At 68.7% G+C, this 16,870-nt stretch carries 22 protein-coding genes; 8 read left to right on the top strand and 14 right to left on the bottom strand.

Translation table 11 applies throughout. From position 1 onward, the window contains the following. Window positions 1-35: 35 nt before the first annotated feature. Window positions 36-608 carry a lysophospholipid acyltransferase family protein gene (locus TthTMY_RS02890; RefSeq protein WP_096412244.1) on the bottom strand — a complete coding sequence of 191 codons (573 nt, stop codon included), beginning with the start codon at window positions 606-608 and terminating at the stop codon, window positions 36-38. 82 nt (window positions 609-690) lie between these two features. On the opposite strand from TthTMY_RS02890, the gene der reads away from it, so the two are divergent. Continuing rightward, window positions 691-1,986, top strand: a complete 1,296-nt coding sequence (gene der, locus TthTMY_RS02885) for a ribosome biogenesis GTPase Der (protein WP_096412240.1) — start codon at window positions 691-693, stop codon at window positions 1,984-1,986. On the opposite strand, the gene TthTMY_RS02880 is transcribed toward der, so the two are convergent. Beyond that, window positions 1,936-2,700: an SIR2 family NAD-dependent protein deacylase gene (locus tag TthTMY_RS02880; protein ID WP_096412236.1), complete on the bottom strand. Its 765-nt coding sequence runs from the start codon at window positions 2,698-2,700 to the stop codon at window positions 1,936-1,938. The two genes, der and TthTMY_RS02880, sit on opposite strands and share 51 nt — an antisense overlap. A 22-nt stretch (window positions 2,701-2,722) precedes the next feature. Between TthTMY_RS02880 and TthTMY_RS02875 the strand changes: the two genes are divergently transcribed. Further along, window positions 2,723-4,171, top strand: a complete 1,449-nt coding sequence (locus TthTMY_RS02875; protein WP_223903393.1) for an NAD(P)H-hydrate dehydratase — start codon at window positions 2,723-2,725, stop codon at window positions 4,169-4,171. Between the two features lie 20 nt (window positions 4,172-4,191). On the opposite strand, the gene TthTMY_RS02870 is transcribed toward TthTMY_RS02875, so the two are convergent. Then, entirely contained in the window at window positions 4,192-4,584 is a 393-nt protein-coding gene (locus TthTMY_RS02870; RefSeq protein WP_157745824.1) for a hypothetical protein, read from the bottom strand. A 262-nt stretch (window positions 4,585-4,846) separates the two neighbouring features. On the opposite strand from TthTMY_RS02870, the gene thrB reads away from it, so the two are divergent. Together thrB and TthTMY_RS02860 are read left to right on the top strand one after the other, a co-directional pair. After that, a complete protein-coding gene (gene thrB / locus TthTMY_RS02865) occupies window positions 4,847-5,728 on the top strand; it encodes a homoserine kinase (protein ID WP_096412233.1) in 882 nt (293 codons plus the stop codon). Then, on the top strand, window positions 5,713-6,453 hold the full coding sequence (locus tag TthTMY_RS02860; RefSeq protein ID WP_223903392.1) for a DUF4388 domain-containing protein: 741 nt from the start codon (window positions 5,713-5,715) through the stop codon (window positions 6,451-6,453). Before thrB ends, TthTMY_RS02860 begins: the two co-directional genes overlap by 16 nt. A gap of 1 nt (window position 6,454) precedes the next feature. Here the strand turns inward: TthTMY_RS02860 and TthTMY_RS02855 are convergent, their stop codons facing one another. From TthTMY_RS02855 to TthTMY_RS02845, 3 genes are read right to left on the bottom strand one after another with little or no spacing between them, the layout of a single operon-like run. Next, window positions 6,455-6,538: a 30S ribosomal protein THX gene (locus tag TthTMY_RS02855; protein WP_008632889.1), complete on the bottom strand. Its 84-nt coding sequence runs from the start codon at window positions 6,536-6,538 to the stop codon at window positions 6,455-6,457. Between the two features lie 9 nt (window positions 6,539-6,547). Further along, window positions 6,548-6,868, bottom strand: a complete 321-nt coding sequence (gene rpsT, locus TthTMY_RS02850) for a 30S ribosomal protein S20 (protein WP_096412230.1) — start codon at window positions 6,866-6,868, stop codon at window positions 6,548-6,550. A 60-nt stretch (window positions 6,869-6,928) separates the two neighbouring features. Next, the gene (locus tag TthTMY_RS02845) at window positions 6,929-7,306 is read right to left on the bottom strand and encodes a hypothetical protein (RefSeq protein ID WP_223903391.1); all 378 of its coding nucleotides are present in this window, start codon (window positions 7,304-7,306) and stop codon (window positions 6,929-6,931) included. A gap of 22 nt (window positions 7,307-7,328) precedes the next feature. Here TthTMY_RS02845 and tyrS point away from each other — a divergent pair, with 22 nt between their 5' ends. Next, complete coding sequence (gene tyrS, locus TthTMY_RS02840; RefSeq protein WP_223903390.1) at window positions 7,329-8,627, top strand: tyrosine--tRNA ligase; 1,299 nt, start codon at window positions 7,329-7,331, stop codon at window positions 8,625-8,627. On the opposite strand, the gene TthTMY_RS02835 is transcribed toward tyrS, so the two are convergent. The 4 genes from TthTMY_RS02835 to TthTMY_RS02820 all read right to left on the bottom strand — a co-directional run bounded on the left by TthTMY_RS02835 (window position 8,624) and on the right by TthTMY_RS02820 (window position 11,613). Next, window positions 8,624-9,403, bottom strand: a complete 780-nt coding sequence (locus TthTMY_RS02835) for a GGDEF domain-containing protein (RefSeq protein ID WP_223903389.1) — start codon at window positions 9,401-9,403, stop codon at window positions 8,624-8,626. The two genes, tyrS and TthTMY_RS02835, sit on opposite strands and share 4 nt — an antisense overlap. Window positions 9,404-9,457: 54 nt before the next feature. Beyond that, the gene (locus tag TthTMY_RS02830) at window positions 9,458-9,946 is read right to left on the bottom strand and encodes a carboxymuconolactone decarboxylase family protein (RefSeq protein WP_223903388.1); all 489 of its coding nucleotides are present in this window, start codon (window positions 9,944-9,946) and stop codon (window positions 9,458-9,460) included. 49 nt (window positions 9,947-9,995) lie between these two features. Further along, window positions 9,996-10,874 (bottom strand): ferritin-like domain-containing protein, encoded by an 879-nt coding sequence (locus TthTMY_RS02825; protein WP_172844701.1) that lies wholly within the window; start codon window positions 10,872-10,874, stop codon window positions 9,996-9,998. Window positions 10,875-10,992: 118 nt separating this feature from the next. After that, the gene (locus tag TthTMY_RS02820; RefSeq protein ID WP_223903387.1) at window positions 10,993-11,613 is read right to left on the bottom strand and encodes a ferritin-like domain-containing protein; all 621 of its coding nucleotides are present in this window, start codon (window positions 11,611-11,613) and stop codon (window positions 10,993-10,995) included. Window positions 11,614-11,725: 112 nt separating this feature from the next. Here TthTMY_RS02820 and TthTMY_RS02815 point away from each other — a divergent pair, with 112 nt between their 5' ends. After that, the gene (locus TthTMY_RS02815; RefSeq protein ID WP_223903386.1) at window positions 11,726-12,913 is read left to right on the top strand and encodes a peroxiredoxin-like family protein; all 1,188 of its coding nucleotides are present in this window, start codon (window positions 11,726-11,728) and stop codon (window positions 12,911-12,913) included. A 220-nt stretch (window positions 12,914-13,133) separates the two neighbouring features. Here TthTMY_RS02815 and TthTMY_RS02810 read toward each other — a convergent pair whose 3' ends face one another. Next, window positions 13,134-14,231: an IS4 family transposase gene (locus tag TthTMY_RS02810; RefSeq protein WP_096410480.1), complete on the bottom strand. Its 1,098-nt coding sequence runs from the start codon at window positions 14,229-14,231 to the stop codon at window positions 13,134-13,136. On the opposite strand from TthTMY_RS02810, the gene TthTMY_RS02805 reads away from it, so the two are divergent. Further along, window positions 14,155-14,556: a ferritin-like domain-containing protein gene (locus TthTMY_RS02805; RefSeq protein ID WP_223903385.1), complete on the top strand. Its 402-nt coding sequence runs from the start codon at window positions 14,155-14,157 to the stop codon at window positions 14,554-14,556. The two genes, TthTMY_RS02810 and TthTMY_RS02805, sit on opposite strands and share 77 nt — an antisense overlap. Here the strand turns inward: TthTMY_RS02805 and TthTMY_RS02800 are convergent. Then, window positions 14,553-15,170: an anti-sigma factor domain-containing protein gene (locus tag TthTMY_RS02800; protein WP_096412224.1), complete on the bottom strand. Its 618-nt coding sequence runs from the start codon at window positions 15,168-15,170 to the stop codon at window positions 14,553-14,555. The genes TthTMY_RS02805 and TthTMY_RS02800 overlap by 4 nt on opposite strands. Then, window positions 15,160-15,723 (bottom strand): sigma-70 family RNA polymerase sigma factor, encoded by a 564-nt coding sequence (locus TthTMY_RS02795; protein ID WP_096412220.1) that lies wholly within the window; start codon window positions 15,721-15,723, stop codon window positions 15,160-15,162. Before TthTMY_RS02795 ends, TthTMY_RS02800 begins: the two co-directional genes overlap by 11 nt. A 365-nt stretch (window positions 15,724-16,088) precedes the next feature. On the opposite strand from TthTMY_RS02795, the gene TthTMY_RS02790 reads away from it, so the two are divergent. Further along, window positions 16,089-16,259 (top strand): hypothetical protein, encoded by a 171-nt coding sequence (locus tag TthTMY_RS02790; RefSeq protein WP_223903384.1) that lies wholly within the window; start codon window positions 16,089-16,091, stop codon window positions 16,257-16,259. A gap of 54 nt (window positions 16,260-16,313) precedes the next feature. Here TthTMY_RS02790 and TthTMY_RS02785 read toward each other — a convergent pair whose 3' ends face one another. Then, entirely contained in the window at window positions 16,314-16,868 is a 555-nt protein-coding gene (locus TthTMY_RS02785; RefSeq protein ID WP_096412217.1) for a Rieske 2Fe-2S domain-containing protein, read from the bottom strand. Window positions 16,869-16,870 lie beyond the last annotated feature (2 nt).

Here is a 16,870-nt window from a genome sequence, read left to right as displayed (position 1 = left end):
CGTATCAGGTGGGGCCTAGGAAGGGAAGCCTGGCTCTAGGCCACCTCTTCCGCTTCCTCCCGGATACGGATGGGCCCCTGCTTCTCCGGCCTCAGGCCCACCTTGTCCTGGTAGAAGGCCCGGATGGCGGCGAAGTCTTGGCGGAGGTCCCCGGTCGGGTAGAGGTAGCCCCCGATGCCCACCTCCTTGCGAGGAAAGTCCACGTAGCCCAAGGCGATGGGTACCCCCGCCTTCAGGGCCATGTAGTAAAACCCGGTGCGCCAGTAGGGGGCCTTGCCCCGGGTCCCCTCCGGGGTGATGAGGATGGCGATCTCCTCCTCCCGGCGGAAGATCTCCGCCACCTGGTCCACGAGGCCCTCCCGCCGGGAACGGTCCACGGGGATGCCCCCCAAGGCCCGCATGAGGAAGCCCAAGGGGGGCTTGAAGAGCTCCTTCTTGCCGAGCCACCGGGCGGGGATGCGCGCCGCCCAAAGGGCCAGAAGGCCCACCACGAAGTCCCAGTTGGAGGTGTGGGGGGCGCCGATGAGGACGTATTTCCGCGAGGGAGGGGGCGCGACCTTAAGCTCCCAGCCGAAAAGCCTTAGGAGAAAGCGGGCGAACTTCTGCATGCCTCCTGGGAGTATACCGCGTGTGGTACACTAAAGGGTAACGCCGGGTGGGGCCTTCCCCACCCCTTTTCATGGAGGGCGCATGCACAAGGTGGTCATCGTGGGCAGGCCCAACGTGGGCAAATCCAGCCTCTTCAACCGCCTCCTCAAGAAGCGGAGCGCGGTGGTGGCGGACGTGCCCGGGGTCACCCGCGACCTTAAAGAAGGCGTGGTGGAAACCGACCGGGGCCGGTTCCTCCTGGTGGACACGGGGGGGCTCTGGTCCGGGGACAAGTGGGAGAAGAAGATCCAGGAGAAGGTGGACCGGGCCCTGGAGGACGCCGAGGTGGTGCTCTTCGCCGTGGACGGGCGGGCCGAGCTCACCCAGGCGGACTACGAGGTGGCCGAGTACCTGCGCAAGAAGGGCAAGCCCGTGATCCTCGTGGCCACCAAGGTGGACGACCCCAAGCACGAGCTCTACCTGGGCCCCCTCTACGCCTTGGGCTTCGGCGACCCCATCCCCACCTCCAGCGAGCACGCGAGGGGGCTGGAGGAGCTCGTGGAGGCCATCTGGGAGAGGCTTCCCGTACGCCAGATAGAGACCGAGCCCGAGGTGGCGGGCATCCGGCTCGCCATCGTGGGCCGGCCCAACGCCGGGAAGTCTAGCCTCTTGAACGCCATCCTGGGGGAGGAGCGGGTCATCGTCTCCGAGGAGCCGGGCACCACCCGGGACGCCATTGACGTGGAGTTCTTCTTCGGCGGCCAGCGCTTCGTCCTGGTGGACACCGCCGGGATCCGCAAGCGGCCGGAAAGCCTCGTGGAGGAGCTCGCCATCCGGCGGAGCCTTAAGGCCATGGACGAGGCGGACGTGGTCCTCCTCGTGGTGGACCCCTTCCAGGTGGGGGACCGGGAGCTCAAGCTCGCCAACGAGGCCCTGGAACGGGGCAAGCCCGTCCTCCTGGTCATCACCAAGTGGGACCTGGTGGGCAAGGAGGACGCCCCCAAGATGCGGCGCCTCCTCCGGGAAAAGCTCGCCCACCTGGACCACCTCCCCCGGGTCTTCACCTCCGCCCTGACGCGGCAGAACCTGGACCGGATCTTCCGGGAGGCGGTGCGCCTTCACGAGCTCAACCACACCCGCGTCCCCACCTCGGAGCTCAACCGTTGGGTGGCCGTCTGGACGAGCCGCGTGCAGACGCCGAACTTCAAGGGCAAGCCCCTCAAGATCCTCTACGCCACCCAGCCCGAGGTGGCCCCGCCCACCTTCGTCTTCTTCGTGAACCACCCGGAGTTCGTCACCCGGGCCTTTGAGAACTACCTGAAAAACCGCATCGGGGAGGACCTGGGCCTAAGGGAGGTCCCCTTCCGCCTGGTCTTCCGGGGCAGGCGGGAGGAGTAGCGCCATCCCCTCCACCGCCCCCGTTCGCAAAGAGAGGTGGGCCAGGGGGGTAAGGGGGGTGGGCTCGGGGTTCACCTCCACCAGGTAGGCCCCCGAGGCGAAGGCGATCCGGCCTAAGGAGGCCGCGGGCTCCACCTCGGCGCTGGTGCCGATGACCAGGGCGAAGTCGGCCTCGGCGAAGGCCCTTTCCGCCCTCTCCCAAGCCCCTTCCGGCAGAAGCTCCCCGAACCAGACCACGTCGGGCCGGGCCCGGTGGCCGCAAAGGGGACAGAAGGGGGGCGGGGCGAAGGCCTCCGGCAAGGGAAACCGCTTCCCGCAGGCCTCGCACCGGGCCCTGAGGAGGTTGCCGTGGAGCTCCACCAGGTTCTGGCTTCCCGCGAGGGCGTGGAGGCCGTCCACGTTCTGGGTGACGAGGAGGAAGCTTCCCCCCCGGGAGAGGATGCGCCTCTCCAGCTCCACGAGGGCGTGGTGGGCCGGGTTGGGCTTGGCCTCCCGCACTTTCTGGATGCGCCAGGCGTACCAGGCCCAGACCCCCTCCGGGTCCCGGGCGTAGGCCTCGGGGGTGGCGTAGTCCAAGGGGTTGAAGTTCTTCCAAAGGCCCTCGGCGTCCCGGAAGGTGGGGATGCCGGAGGGCTTGGAGATGCCCGCCCCCGTGAGGACCGCCACCCGCCTCGCCTCCTCTAGGCGCTTCCGGGCTTCCTCCAAGCGCTCCATGGCCCCATCGTATCCTTAACCCATGAGGCTCTTCACCCCCGAGGCCATGCGGGAAGCGGACCGGAAGGCCGTGGAGCGGGGCTACCCGAGCCTCCTCCTCATGGAGTGGGCGGGCATGAAGGCGGCAAGGGTCTACCTGGAGCTTTTCGGCAAGGCCCCCGCCCTCGTCCTCGCGGGCAAGGGGAATAACGGCGGGGACGGCCTGGTCCTCGCCCGGCACCTCCTCCTGGAGGGGGTAGGGGTGCGGGTTTATGCCGCGGAGGGCCAAACCGGGGACGCCCTCCTCGCCCTCCGGGCCCTCCTCGCCCACGGGGTGGAGGTGCGTCCCCTGGAGGAGGCCTCCTTCCGGGAGGGGGAGGTGGTGGTGGACGCCCTCTTCGGCACCGGCCTTAAAGGGCCCCTCACGGACTTTTACGCCGAACTCGTGGAGCGGGTGAACCGGGCGGGCCTTCCCGTCCTCGCCCTGGACCTTCCCTCGGGCCTTCCCTACAGCCCCCACGTGCGGGCCACGGCCACCGTGGCCTTCGCCGCCCTCAAGACCCCTCACCTCCTCCAGAGGGAGGCCTGTGGAAAGCTCTACCTGGCGGAGATCGGCCTGCCCAAGGCCCTTCTGGAAAGGGAGGACCTCCCCGAGGTGGCGGCGCCCGAGGCCCTAAGGCCCCTCCTCCCCAAGCGCCCCCTCACCGCCCACAAGGGAAGCGTGGGGAGGGTGGGGGTCCTGGGGGGGTACCGGGGGGAGGGCCTCCGCTACGCCGGGGCGCCCCTCCTCGCCGCCCTCGGGGCCTACCGCATGGGGGCGGGGCTTGTGCACCTGGTGGTCCCGGAGGGCACACCCCTTGAGCCCCTCGAGGCCGTCTTCCACCCCGTCCCCCACCCCGCCCTTCCCCCCCTCAAGGCGGAGGCCCTGGCCGTGGGAATGGGCGGGGGGCCGTGGGGGAAGGAGTGGGCCCTCAAGGCCCTGGAGGCCCGGCTTCCCACCGTCTTGGACGCGGACGCCCTCCACCCGGAGGTGGCCGAGGCCTACCGGAAGGCGGGCGTCCCCGCCGTCCTCACCCCCCACGCGGGGGAGGCGGGGAGGCTCCTTGGGGCTTCCCCCGAGGAGGTGGCCGAAGACCCCTTAGGGGCGGCCCGCGCCCTCGCCGAGCGGACGGGCCTCGCCGTGGTCCTCAAGGGGAACCCCACGGTGGTGGCCGAAGGGGAGAGGCTTTCCGTGAACCCCACGGGAAACCCCGCCCTGGCCACCGGGGGGACGGGGGACGTCCTCGCAGGGGCCATCGCCGCCCTTCTCGCGGCGGGCCTTAGGCCTTTTGACGCGGCCAGGCTTGGGGTCTATCTCCACGGCCTCGCCGGGGACCTCCTGGCGGAGGAGAAGGGGGTGGGGCTCCTCGCCCGGGAGGTGGCGGAGGCTTTGCCCCGGGCAAGGAAGCTTTTGGCGGAGGGGCGGACCCCCTGGCCCTTTTCCCGGGTATGAGCACCCCTTCCTACCCCCATTCAGCGAATAGCCTTGCCCTCGGCTTCTAGCTGAGGTATCGGGCTAAAGAGAAACAAGCCCAATAGAACACCAGCGGTGAAGGGCTCTACGGCCAAGTCGCTTACCCGTTGGGCTAAAGCCCCGGGAAAAACACCATTTAGAACAACGTAAAAAAGGGCTAAGCCAAGGAGAGAAACAGCCAACGCCTTGGGCGGATTAAGGGTAACACCCTTACCCCAGGCCAAGTGGGAAACCAACACCGCACCCAAGCCCAGTAGGAACTGAATCCCACTCCATAGGCTCCACTGCTCAAAGAGGTAGGCAAGAACCGCAAAAACCAGGAACGCGCCAAGCGAGAACAGGCCTTTCAGGGCTTTTCTCAGAACTTCTCTGTTTAAAAGGAGCATGGCCACATCCTCCCTTTACCGACATACTGGCTCGCACTGCTTTTTGCACTCGTTGAAGACGACAACACTACAAGCATCGGCCGGCAATGGGCAAGAAGGCCCTTCTTGAGGGAAGGGCACGGCCTGAGCCATGGCCACCGGCAAACCCAAGACCATAAACACAAGCCCTCCCGGCGTAGCCAGCTTCATTGTACCACCTCCACCCCTAAAATAGGGCTTCTTCTTGTCAAGGCCCCAGGGAAAGTCCTGGTATGCTAGGGCGGGACCTATGGAGCCCCTTTTCCGCCTCTATGTCCCCGCCACCCTGGCCAACCTGGGCTCGGGCTTTGACGCCTTGGGCGTGGCCCTGGACCTCTACCTCGAGGTGGAGGCCCACCCCGCCCCGGAGGACGCCTTCCTCTACGAGGGGGAAGGCCACGTGGAGGGCACGGACAACCTCATCCACGAGGGGTACCGCGCGGGCATGCGGGCCCTGGGGCTTGAGCCCCGGCCCCTGTGGGTGCGGGCCTTCAACCCCATCCCCCTGGCCCGGGGCATGGGGAGCTCCTCCGCCGCCTTAGTGGCCGGGGTGGCCCTGGCGGACCGGTTCTCCGGGGGAAGGCTTGGGCGGGAGGGGGTCTTCCGGGTGGCGGCGGGGCTCGAGGGCCACCCCGACAACGTGGCCCCGGCGGTCTACGGGGGGTTCGTGGCGGCCCTGAGCACCCCTCCCCTGGCCATCCCCCTGCCGAGGCCCGAAGGGGTGCGCTTCGTCCTCGCCGTCCCCCCCTACGAGGTCCCCACCCCCCTCGCCCGGGAGGCCCTGCCTCGGAAGGTGCCCCTGGAAGACGCGGTCTACAACCTGGCCCGAAGCGCCCTCTGGCCCGCGGCGCTTTCCTCGGGAAGGCTCGAGGCCCTAAGGGAGGCCTGCCGCGACCGGCTCCACCAGCCCCACCGGGCCCCCCTGATGCCCGGGGTCCTGGAGGCGATTGAAAGGGCGCTAAAAGCCGGGGCCCTGGCGGCCTTCGTGGGCGGGGCGGGCCCCACCCTGGCCGCCCTGGCGCGCGCCGGGGAGGAGGCCCCCGTGATCCGGGCCCTTTCCGCTTACCGGGGTCCGGAAGGGCGCACGCTAGTATTGGGCATAGGGGAGGGATACTTTTGGAAGGAGACCTGAAGGCCATCCCCCTGACCGAGGTTCTGGAGCTGGTCCACGCCCACAGGCGCTCCGGGGTCCTGGAGGTGCGCGCCGGAGCCCTTCCCCTCACCCTCCGCTTCGCCCTGGGGGAGGTGGTGGGGGCGAGCATCCTGGACTGGGAAGGGCTGGACGCCCTCTTCACCTTCCCCCTCCACCCGGAGGAGGGAACCTTCCGCTTCGTGCCCACGAGGCCTCCGGAGGCAGCCCAGGCCCTGATGCCCTTTTCCGTCCTCCTCGGGGAGTGGGCCCGGGTGAACGACGAGTGGGACCGGTTCCGCACCCTCCTAGACTCCCCGAGCCGGGTGCTGGAAGCCATCCGCCCCAAGCCTCCCCTGGAGGTCTTCCAGGGGGGAAAGAGCGTGCGGGGGGCGGCCAAGGCCTGGGGCGTCCCCCTCATCATCGCCATGGAGCGGGCCTACATGGGGGTGCGGGAAGGCGACCTCTACCCCCTTCGCCGCTACAGCTGGTTCGCCCTCCGCATCCGGCACGTGGGGAAGAAGCCCAAGACCCTGGAGGAGTTCGGCCACCTCGCCGCCCTCCTGGACGGCTCCCGTAACCTGGGGGAGATCGTGGCCGAAGGGGTCCCCCTCGGCCTGGTGCGCCGCTACCTCATCCGGGCCCTGGCCCAGGAAGAGCTAACCCCCCCAGGACGGGGGTGGCTCCTCAGGGACCTGCTTTGGGAAGCCGAGAAGGAGGCCGAATAGCCTACTTCTTCTTCCGGGGCCGGTACTTGCCGTAGGTGCCGCGCCAGATCTTGCCGCGCCGGGTCCTGCGGTCGCCCTTGCCCATACGCCCTCCTTAGGCGCTGAGGCCGCCGCCGGCGAGAGGTGCCCCCGCGGCCTCGAGCAGCTGACGGACCTTGCGCATCAGCCGGGACTTCCTGCGGGCGGCGGCGTTCTTGTGGAGGGTGGAGCCCTTCGCCGCCTTGTCAATGAGGCTTTCGGCCTTGCGCATGATCTTCAGGGCCTCTTCCGCCTTGCCCTCCTGGGCCAGCTGGACGGCCTTCTTGCTGAGGGTCTTGATGGCCGACTTCTTGGCCTTGTTGCGGAGCCGGCGCTTCAGGGACTGCCGGTGCCGCTTAAGGGCGGAAAGGTTCCTCTTAGGCTTTTTCTGCGCCATCGTTCTCCCCTTTGGCCCCCCTCGGGGGCAAACCAGGGCCCAGTGTAGCACACCCTGCGCCTAAGGGGCAAACTTGGTGGTTACCCAGTCGTAGCGCACCTGGCCCTTGGCCCCCTGGAGCTCAAAGCGGAGAAGGTACGTCCCAGGGCTCACGCCGAAGCGCACCTCGTCCTGGAAAGCGCCGCTGTAGCTCCTCTCGCCCACCTTGCGGCCGTCCCGCAACAGAAGGACCCTGAGCCTCCCCTCCTCCAGCCTCCCCGAGACCTTCACCTTCAGGGCGTCGTAAAGGCCCGTGACCCGGACGGGGTACTCCGCCTCCCCCGTATACTTCCAGTAGAAGACGGGGAGGAAGGGGGGGTAGCCCACGGCCAGGCCGTACCGCTCGGCGTACCCGTAGAGGCCCAGGGCTGCCAGGGCCAAAAAGAGCAGGGTCCGCATTGGCCTAAGTATACTTGGGCACATGGCGGGCATCGGCCACACCCCGGAAGAGGCCCTCGCCCTCCTCAAGCGGGGGGCCGAGGAGATCGTCCCCGAGGAAGAGCTTCTCGCCAAGCTCAAGGAGGGGCGGCCCCTCACGGTAAAGCTCGGCGCCGACCCCACGCGGCCCGACCTCCACCTAGGCCACGCGGTGGTCCTGAGGAAGATGCGCCAGTTCCAGGAGCTCGGCCACAAGGTGGTCCTCATCATCGGCGACTTCACCGGGATGATCGGGGACCCCTCGGGCCGATCCAAGACCCGCCCCCCCCTCACCCTCGAGGAAACCCGGGAGAACGCCAAGACCTACGTGGAGCAGGCGGGGAAGATCCTGAGGCAGGAGCCCCACCTCTTTGAGCTCCGCTACAACTCCGAGTGGCTGGAGGGCCTCACCTTCAAGGAGGTGGTGCGCCTCACCTCCCTCATGACCGTGGCCCAGATGCTGGAAAGGGAGGACTTTAAGAAGCGCTACGAGGCGGGGATTCCCATCTCCCTGCACGAGTTTCTGTACCCCTTCGCCCAGGCCTATGACTCCGTGGCCATAAGGGCCGATGTGGAGATGGGGGGCACGGACCAACGCTTCAACCTCCTGGTGGGCCGGGAAGTGCAACGGGCCTACGGGCAAAACCCCCAGGTCTGCTTCCTCATGCCCCTTCTGGTGGGCCTAGACGGGCGGGAGAAGATGAGCAAGAGCCTGGACAACTACATCGGCCTCACCGAGCCCCCGGAGGTGATGTTCAAGAAGCTCATGCGGGTGCCGGACCCTCTCCTCCCGAGCTACTTCCGCCTCCTCACGGACCTGGAGGAGGAGGAGATAGAGGCCCTCCTGAAGGCGGGCCCCGTCCCCGCCCACCGGGTCCTCGCCCGCCTTCTCACCGCCGCCTACGCCCGGCCCCAGATCCCCCCCCGCCTGGACCGGGCCTTTTACGAGGGCCTGGGCTACGCCTGGGAAGCCTTCGGCCGGGACAAGGAGGCGGGCCCCGAGGAGGTAAGGAGGGCGGAGGCCCGCTACGACGAGGTGGCCAAAGGGGGAATCCCCGAGGAGATCCCCGAGGTCGCCATCCCCCCTTCGGAGCTCAAGGAAGGCCGGATCTGGGTGGCGAGGCTTTTTACCCTAGCAGGCCTCACCCCCTCCAACGCCGAGGCGAGAAGGCTCATCCAGAACCGGGGCCTGAGGCTGGACGGGGAGGTCCTCACCGACCCCATGCTCCAGGTGGACCTCTCCCGGCCCCGCATCCTGCAGCGGGGCAGGGACCGCTTCGTACGGGTGCGGCTTGGGGACTAGTCCCCCTTTTTCCTTCGCTTTTCCTCGTACATCCTGAGATCCGCCAGGGCCAAAAGGTCCTGGCCCTGGCCTTCCTCGGCCCGCGCCACCCCCAGGCTCACGGGGAAGGCCTCCAAGGCCCGCCGGGCCTCTCCCAAGGCCCTCTCCGGCAGGATCAGGGCGAACTCGTCCCCCCCGAGGCGAAAGGCCCGCCCCCCGTGAGAGCGGGCCAGGCCCTGGAGGCAAGCCCCGAGCTGCCTGAGGAGGGCGTCCCCGGCCAGGTGCCCCTCGCGGTCGTTCAGCGCCTTCAGGCCGTCCAGGTCCAGGACCATCAGGACCTCGCCCCGGGCCAGCCCCTCCCGGAGGGCCCGCTCCAGGGCGCGGCGGTTGCCCAGGCCCGTGAGCCAGTCGGTGCGGGCCTGGCGCTCCAACTCGTCCCGGTAGCCCGCGCCCCTTAGGGCCGCCAGGAGGTGCTCCATAAAGAGGGCCGCGAGGCGGAGCTCCTCGGGCCTTTCCACCCCGGGGTGGTCCAGGAAGAGGTAGAGGGGCAGGGGGGGACCAGGAAAGTAGGCCCCGTACCCCAAAAGCCCCCGGAAGCGCCCCAGGCCCCGACCGGGGAGGCCCCTCACCTCCTCGGGAAGCAGGGCCAACAGCCTGGCCCCGGGGAAGACCCACTCCACCCCCCGCTCCGCCTGGGCCAGCACCTCCAGAAAGGGGGGCTCGGAGAAGCCCGCCGTAACCTCGTGCAGGAGGAGAAGGCGGAGGAGGAGGGACTCCTGGCCCATAGCCTGCGGCACACCCCCACCCTTTCCCCTAGAGGGCGCCCCTACTGGCCCCCGGAGGGGCCGGGCCTACACCCCGTCCACCGGAATGGCCAGAAGGTCGGTCCACGCGTTCACCATCCGGAAAAGGGCCAAGGTGGCCACGGCCTCCTTCACCTCGGCCTCGCTGAGCCCGGCCTCCCGGAGGGGCCGGAGAAGCTCGGGCCTCCCGGGGTCCAAGGCCGCCTCGTGGGCGAAGCGGAGGAGGGCGGCCACCTTGGGGGGGAGGCCCTCCGGGACCTCTCCCCGCTCCAGGGCCTCGAGGAGGGGGGCCTCCACCCCCTGGACCATGAGGGCGTGCAGGTGGACCCGGGCCGCGTACTCGGAGCCCGCCCGCCTCGAGGCCACCACCCCCATCATCTCCTTGACCGTCCTCGGGAGAATCCCCTTTAGGACCACGTGGCGAAAGGCCTTCCAGAGGGCGGTCTGGACCTCCGGCACCTCGCGGGCCCAGGCGAAGGCGTTGGGCACCATCCCGAAGCCCAGCTCTTCCACGATCTCCCGTTCGGTCTCCCCCATGGCCCAAGTATAAAGGGCCCCCCGGCCGGGGGGCCCAAGGCCGGAAGGGCTACTTGATCTGCCCGTTCAGGCCCTGAGGGAAGAAGCCGCCGGGCTGCTTCTGGGCGTTGAGGTAAACGATCTTCAGGACCCCGTCCGTGGTGCGGCTGAAGGCCACGCCGTTTTGGTCCGCAGCCACGTTGTTGGGGGTGCCCATCACGGTGAGGCCCTGGTCGCCGCCGCCCGCCAGGGTGTTCCGGGCGTTGCTGATGGCGTTGGCCAGCTGCTCCACCGTGAGGCCCGTGCCCGGGACGGGCTGGTTGCGGACCTCAATGAGGTAGCGGCGGATGGCCCCGGCGTGGTAGGCCTCCGTGGCCAGGATCCCCGCCGCAGGGGCCAGGACGTTCTGCTTGTCGGTGATGAGGGGCGCGGCCCCGTTGTAGGCGGTGACCCCCACGTCCTCAAAGACAAAGGCCCCCACGAAGAAGGAGATGGGGTCGTTGAAGGGGTTGAAGCCGCTCCTGATGGCGTTGAAGGAGTTGTAGAAGTCAATGACGGGCCGGTTCACCGCCTGGCTGCCCAGGGCCTGGCGGAGGAAGAGGACGTGGGCCTTCTCGTCGTCGGCGATCTCGTTGGCCAGGGCCAGGAGGTCCCCCGTAAGCCCCGGAACCGGGCTCGTGCCGTCAAAGCCCGGGGGAAGGACGATCTGGGCGTTGCCCCCCACCTGGTTGAGCTCGCTTAGCCGGCCGGTGGCCGCCAGGTAGAAGAGGCCCTCCAGGTACTCCAGGTTCAGGGCAAAGTTGAGGACAGCCACGTCCAGGTTGGGGGTCTGGGCGGTGGTGGTGCAGGCGGTGACCGCCCCGCCCAAAACCGCCCCCGCCCCCAGAGCCCCGGCCCGCCTCAGGGCCTCCCTACGGCTCAAGCGCGCCTCCAAAACCGTCTTGCGCATACCTAACCTCCCCCGAGGGGCTTGGGTTCTTCCCCCTCGTCCTTCCCTACGGCCCAACCCCCGGGTTTGGATGTGGCGAAGGCCCCGGGGCCTCCCCCGGGGCCTCTCCCAAGCAGGCTCACTTCCGGATAAATCCCGAAACCGCCTTCTGCGCCTCCTCCGGGGTGATGGCCACCTCAAAGGCCCGGTCCGCGGGGGAGCGGGGCCCGGGGAGCTCCTGGTCCCCGAGGAGGATCCGCGAGGCCCGCACCGTGGCCCGGTGGGCCGCCTCGTTCCCCAGGATGGCCCCGGCGGCCTTGAGGACGTCCTTGCTCTGGATGAGGGGCAGGGCCCCGAGGTAGGCCCCCACGAAGGCGTCCTCCAGGGCGTTCAAAAGCCTTAGGATGGCGAGCTGGTTCCGGGGGAGGAACTCCACGGGGTAGGCGAAGCTGGGCTTCTCCACGGGCCTCACCCCGAGGGCGCTCAAGGTGTCCCGCAGGGCCTTCACATGGGCCTCCTCCTGGGCCAGGGCGGCCTCGAGGTAGTCCTTCACCAGGCCCTGGAAGCCGCCGAAGAGGCTCTTGGTGTAGGCGTCCGCCGCCAGGTACTCGGCCGTGAGGGCAAGCTGGAGGATGTCCGCGTCCGAGGGCCCCCCGCGGGCCGCCGAGGCCCGGTCCAGGAGGCTTCCCGCGAAGGCCGCGGAGAGCCCGGTGGCCGTGAGCACCCGCATGAACTGCCTGCGCGCCAGAATCCGCTCCATAACCACCTCCTTCAAGGGTGAGGGGTCTCCCCCTCACCCTTCCTTACGGCAGAAGGGGTGGGGTTGGATTTCCTCATCCGGAACCTTCCCCCTCTGCGTACAGAAGGACAGGATGGTCCGGACCTTGACTCGGGAAACCACGCCGAGGGAGCTCCTCTCCTTTTTCGCCCGCCACCGGCATGCCGGCCGGCTTACCCTGCACTTTGCCCCGGGGCTCGGCCTCACCCTGGAGCTTGCCGAGGGAAGGCTTGTCGCTTTGGGCGGGCCCCTGGTACCCCGGGTGGGGCGGGTCCTCGAGGCCCTTGGGCTTCAGGCCCTCGCCGGGGCGCTCGCCCAAGGCGCCCGCCTCTCCGCCCTGCCCGGGGGGGAGGAGGCGCAGCGGCTCCGCTTCCTCGTGGCCTTAAGCCCCTTCTGGGACCGCCCCACCTCCTTTAGCTTCCGCCCCCTGGACCTTCCCCCCTTGGGTCCCCGCTTAGGCCGCCTCCTGGAGGAGATAGAAGCCCACGCCCATCCCCCGGGCCCCCCCATGGACCCCCTGGCCCGCTTCGCCATCCCGGAGGACCTGGGCCCTGCGGGCGGCCGGCTTTTGTCCCTGGAGCCGGAGGAGCTGCGCTTCCTAGGCCTTTTCGCCACCGGCACGCCCCTCGCCCTAGCCGCAGTCCGGGGACTTTACCCCTGGGGCGCCTTCGTGCCCCGGGTGCGGGCCTTGGAGGCCCTGGGACTTCTGGGGGAGGCCTTCCGTCCTGGGCCCGCTCTCCGCCCGGGGGACCCCGCCCCCCCCTTTACCCTGGAGGCCCTGGACGGCAGGATTTTTAGCCTGGGGGAGAGGCGGGGCCAAAAAACCCTCTTGGCCTTCTTCCGCCACGGGGGATGCCCTTTTTGCAACCGCCGGGTGCACGAGCTTAAAGCCCTCTACCCCGAGCTTCGGGCCCTAGGGGTGGAAGTGGTGGGGATCTTCGGCTCCCCCCTAGAAACCCTAAGAACGCGGGTGGGGCGGCAGCATCCCCCCTTCCCCATCCTGGCCGACCCGGACGATCGGGTGCACGCCCTCTACCGCACCCGCAACTCCCTGTGGGGGCTATTGGACCCAAAGGCCCTTCCCTATTACCTCGAGGGCCTCCGCCTAGGTATTCCCCACGGTTCCACGGACGGGGAGCTCTTTCGGATGCCCGCCGAGTTCCTCATCGGCGAAGACCTGCGCATCGCCCGGGCCCATTACGGGAAAAACGGGGCCGACCGGCTACCCCTTGAGGAGGTGAGGGCATGGGCGCAATCGGGCCCTACCGGCGTTTCCTCCTAAGTACCCCACCGCGGCTTTCGCCGCGGTGGGGGCCCCAAAAGGACCTTCCCAAGCCTTATTTCGGGCGACCCGTGTTGCGAAATCAACGTGCAGCCACTTAGCCCAGGAAGAAGAGCACGTGCGCCGCCTTCGGGAAGCCCTAGGCCGAAGGCCCACCCTTAGGTTCCGGTTGCCCGAGGTGTTCCAAAGCCCCATCCCCCTTCTCCGCCCTGAGCTCTCATCACTTTCCTCCCCCCAGTTCCTGAAGCAACCTGACCAGCTCCTCCACCACTGCTTCCCTCCAAGGCGGGGGCCCCTGGGCCAGGGCGATCCGGCCCAGACGGAAGAGGCTTTGCCGCTCGGGATGGGCCAGAAGCCGGGGAAGCCATTCCCTGCCCTGCAAGCGCGCCCCCAGAAGGACCAAGAGCGCCATCCCCAAGGCCAGAAGCCATAACCACCCCCTGAGGCTCGCCCCCGTCCGCAGCCGATGGCGGTCCAGCCCAAACCCCTGCCCCTTCAGGTCCCTAAACCCCTCTTCAATCCACATCCGCCACCCATAGGGCGGCTCCCCCCCAAAAGGGCCCGAATAGGCCAGATACCAGGGATCCCGACCCCCTGGGTACACCAGGAGGGTGACTTCTACCCCCTCCCCACCGTGTCCGAAAAGGCGGACCTCCTCCCGCAGGGGGTGGACCACACGCCGGTAGCCCTCCTTCAGGGGAAGGCGCTTCCCCCCTTGGGGTTCCACCTCCCGGTTCTGCCGCAGGCGGATGAGGAAGCCCATGCCCCACCCCTGGAGCTTTCGCATCAGGGAGACCCGGTCAAAGCCGCGGTCCAGGAGGAAGAGGGGGGTATATCCCAGGTCCTGGACGGCGCGGCCCAGGCGGTGGAGGAACTCCTCCTCCACCCGGTTTTGACTGGGGAAAGGGGAGAGGGGGTGAAGAGCGAAGGCCACCACCAGGGCCCTTCCCTTGAGGGGAAGGGCGGCCACCAGGGCTTGGTGCCTACCGTCCTCTGTGAAGGTCCAGTCCACGATGAGGGGGAGGGGGCGGTCTTTGGGGAAACGAGGGACGAGGAGGGGGAGGAGGGCTTCGGTGAGGGCCCAGGGGTCTTGCAGGGTGGGGTGATGGAGGAAGCGCCAGAGGCGATTGAGGCGGCTTTGGGCCAGGGTGGGGAGGGGGGTTCTGCGGGCGAGGTCGGAGAGGGTGGGGTCCAGGGGGGTAGTGAGGAGGGTGGACAGGAAGAGGGCGAGGTTGGAGCGGATGGTTTTCCTGAGGGAGGCGAAGACCTTATGGACCCAGAGGGTGATAACTTGGGAAAGGGGGGTGGTGGGCGGCACACCTTACTTACCCCCCTCTTCTCTTCCCTTGTCAAGCCCCAGCCCTCAAAGTGATGAGAGCTCAGTTCTCCGCCTCCTGGAAACCCTGGAGGAGGCCTTCGTAGGCGCCTACCTAGGGGCTTTGCCCTTTTTAGAAGGCGAAGCCTTGCGTCTGGCGGGGGCCATCTTGGGGGTGGAGGCGGGGCACCGCGTCCTGGTGCGCCAGGCCCGCCTAGCGTTCCAAGACCCCCTGCTCCGCCCTCCCTTTGTGGCCAACGACCGGGCCCTGGAGCGGGCACTCCTCCCCCAAGAGGCCCAGGAAGCCCTGAAGCCCTACCTGCCCTAGAGCTTGGGCAAGCCTAGGATCTCCGTGGGCCTTTGGCTTCCCCCCGGGGGCTCGAGGGAAACCGCCAGGGCCTGGGCCCCCTCGGGCAAGCGCACCACCTTAAGGGGGAGGCGAAAGGTGGGCAAGGGTACAGGATCGCCCTTCCCCAATCCCCAGGCTTGGTAAACCCGCCCTTGGGGGGGCAGGGCCCCCAGGACCACCAGGGCCCGCCCGTCCTGGCGCACCACCGCATGCCCCACCACCCCCCCTTGGGGGCCCACCAGGGCGTAGACCCGGGTGGCGGGCGCCCCTAGGCTCAAGGTCCAGGAGAGGCCGAAGTAGGCCCCGTAGCCCACGAGGAGGAAGGCCAGGACCGCGGCTGCCCGGGCGAGGAGGGGGAGAAGGGAAAGGCGCCTTGGGCGGATGCGGCGGAGGACCCGCTCCTCGAGCCCTGAGGGCAAAGGTTCCTGAGGAAGGCCCGCGGCGAGCTCCGCCGCCGTCTCCAGAAGGGCCTTGGCCTCGGTCCAGAGCTCGGGGTAGCGCTTTAGGGCCTCCTCCACCCGGGCCCGCTCCTCGGGGGTGAGGGCCCCCAAGGCGTAAAGGGGGAGGAGTTCCCGGACCTCTTCAGGGCTCACGGAGCACCTCCTTGAGCTTCAAGAGGGCCTTCCTGGCCCAGGTTTTGAGGGTTCCCAAGGGAACACCAAGAAGCCTTGCCGCCTCCCGGTGGGTGTAGCCCTGGTAGTAGAGGACCTCAATCACCCGCTGCTCCTCCGGAGACAGGGCCTTCAGTGCCCGGCCAAGGCGGGTACGGTCCAAGTGGCCCTCCTCGTCCAGCCCGGGACCCGGAAGGTCAAAAGCCTCCTCATCCCTCTCGGGATCGGGCTCCAGGGGAAGGGGCCTCGCGGCTCGCCTGCGCACCTCGTCCACCGCCGCGTGGTGCCCCAAGGTGAGGAGGAACGCCCGGGCGCTCCCGCGCCTGGGGTCAAACTCCTTGGCCTTCTGCCAGACCCTTATCATCGCCTCCTGCACCACATCCTCGGCCCCCGCCCCATCCAGGCCCATCCTGCGCGCCAAGGCGAGAAAGCTTCCCGCGTAGCGTCGGAAAAGGGCGCGGAAGGCCTCCTCGTCCCCGCGGGCCACCAAAGCGAGGAGGGCCTCGTCGGAGAGGGAATCGGCGGGCAAGCCCATCCGCCTCCACCCTACCATACGGGCAGAAAGCCCGTCCGGTTTGGCCTCATCCACCACCCCCCTCCGGCCGCAGGGTAGGGTGGAGCTCCAGAGGGCTCCTAAGAGAGGCAGACATATGAGGAAGGCGAAAGCGCTCGTGATGGTCTCTTTGGCGGTGGCCTTTGGCCTGGACCTGGCCCAGATACTCTAGGTGCGGAAGGCCCCCCTTCGGCCCCCTACGTGAACGTGAGCGAGGCCCTGAAGGGGGCGCTCCCCAACTTCATCTCCGGCCTCGGCACCCTCTACGTGGACCCGAGCACCCTGCCTGAAGACCCTTTCCTCGCCTACGAAAGGGCGGGGAACCCGGTAACGAGAGCCAGAAGTACGTGGACATCGGCACGAAGACCCTGAGGGCCCTGGGGATCACCTGCATTAACCACGTGAACCTCATCCCCTCGGGAGCCCACCCTGGGGTGAACGAGCCCCACTACCCCATTGAGCTGGCCCTGGTCTCCGTGGATCAGGAGCGGAAGATGCTGGAGGGCGAGCCCTACTAATGGGCCCCTCCTGAGGGCCCCGCCCAAGCTTGGGGCGGGACCTTGGCTTTGTCTTCACCCGCCTTCCATGGGCCTTAGGGGCACCTCGTGCCCGGTGGCGTAGAGGGTCTCCCCTTCCGCCTCGAGGCGCAGGCGGGGCAAGGGAAACCGAGGGGGGCCGTAGACGGCCTTCCCCCCAAGCAGGGGGTCAAAGGCCCCGAAGTGGCAAGGACAGCCCAGAAAGGGCCGCTCGTAGCGGAAGTTGTAGAGGAGGGAGGCCGCCTCGGGGTCGGGGACGAGGTTCACCGTGCACCCCTGGTGGGTGCAGATGCGGCTTAAGGCCAGGTAGTGCTCCTCCCCCACGGAAAGCCCCCCGGGGGCGGGCTCGGGCAGGCGGAGGAGGAAGGCCTTAAGCTCCCCCAAGGGAAGGGGGTAGAGGAAGGGCTTCGCCTGCCACACCCCAAGCTCCCCAAGCCGGGCCACGGCCACCTTGGGCCCCGCCTTCCAGGTGGGCGCCCCCACCTCGGGCCGGGGGCGGAAGCGGAGGTTGTAGGTGCGCACCCCGAACCAGGCGAAAAACCCCCCGGCCACCGCCACGGGAAGGTAGAAGAAGAGGTCGCGCCGCTTCATGG

Source organism: Thermus thermophilus, from assembly GCF_019974155.1.
In the GTDB taxonomy this organism is placed as follows: Bacteria; Deinococcota; Deinococci; order Deinococcales; family Thermaceae; genus Thermus; species Thermus thermophilus_C.
Note: the sequence above shows the minus strand (reverse complement) of the source record. Positions and strands in the feature narration are given on the sequence as shown.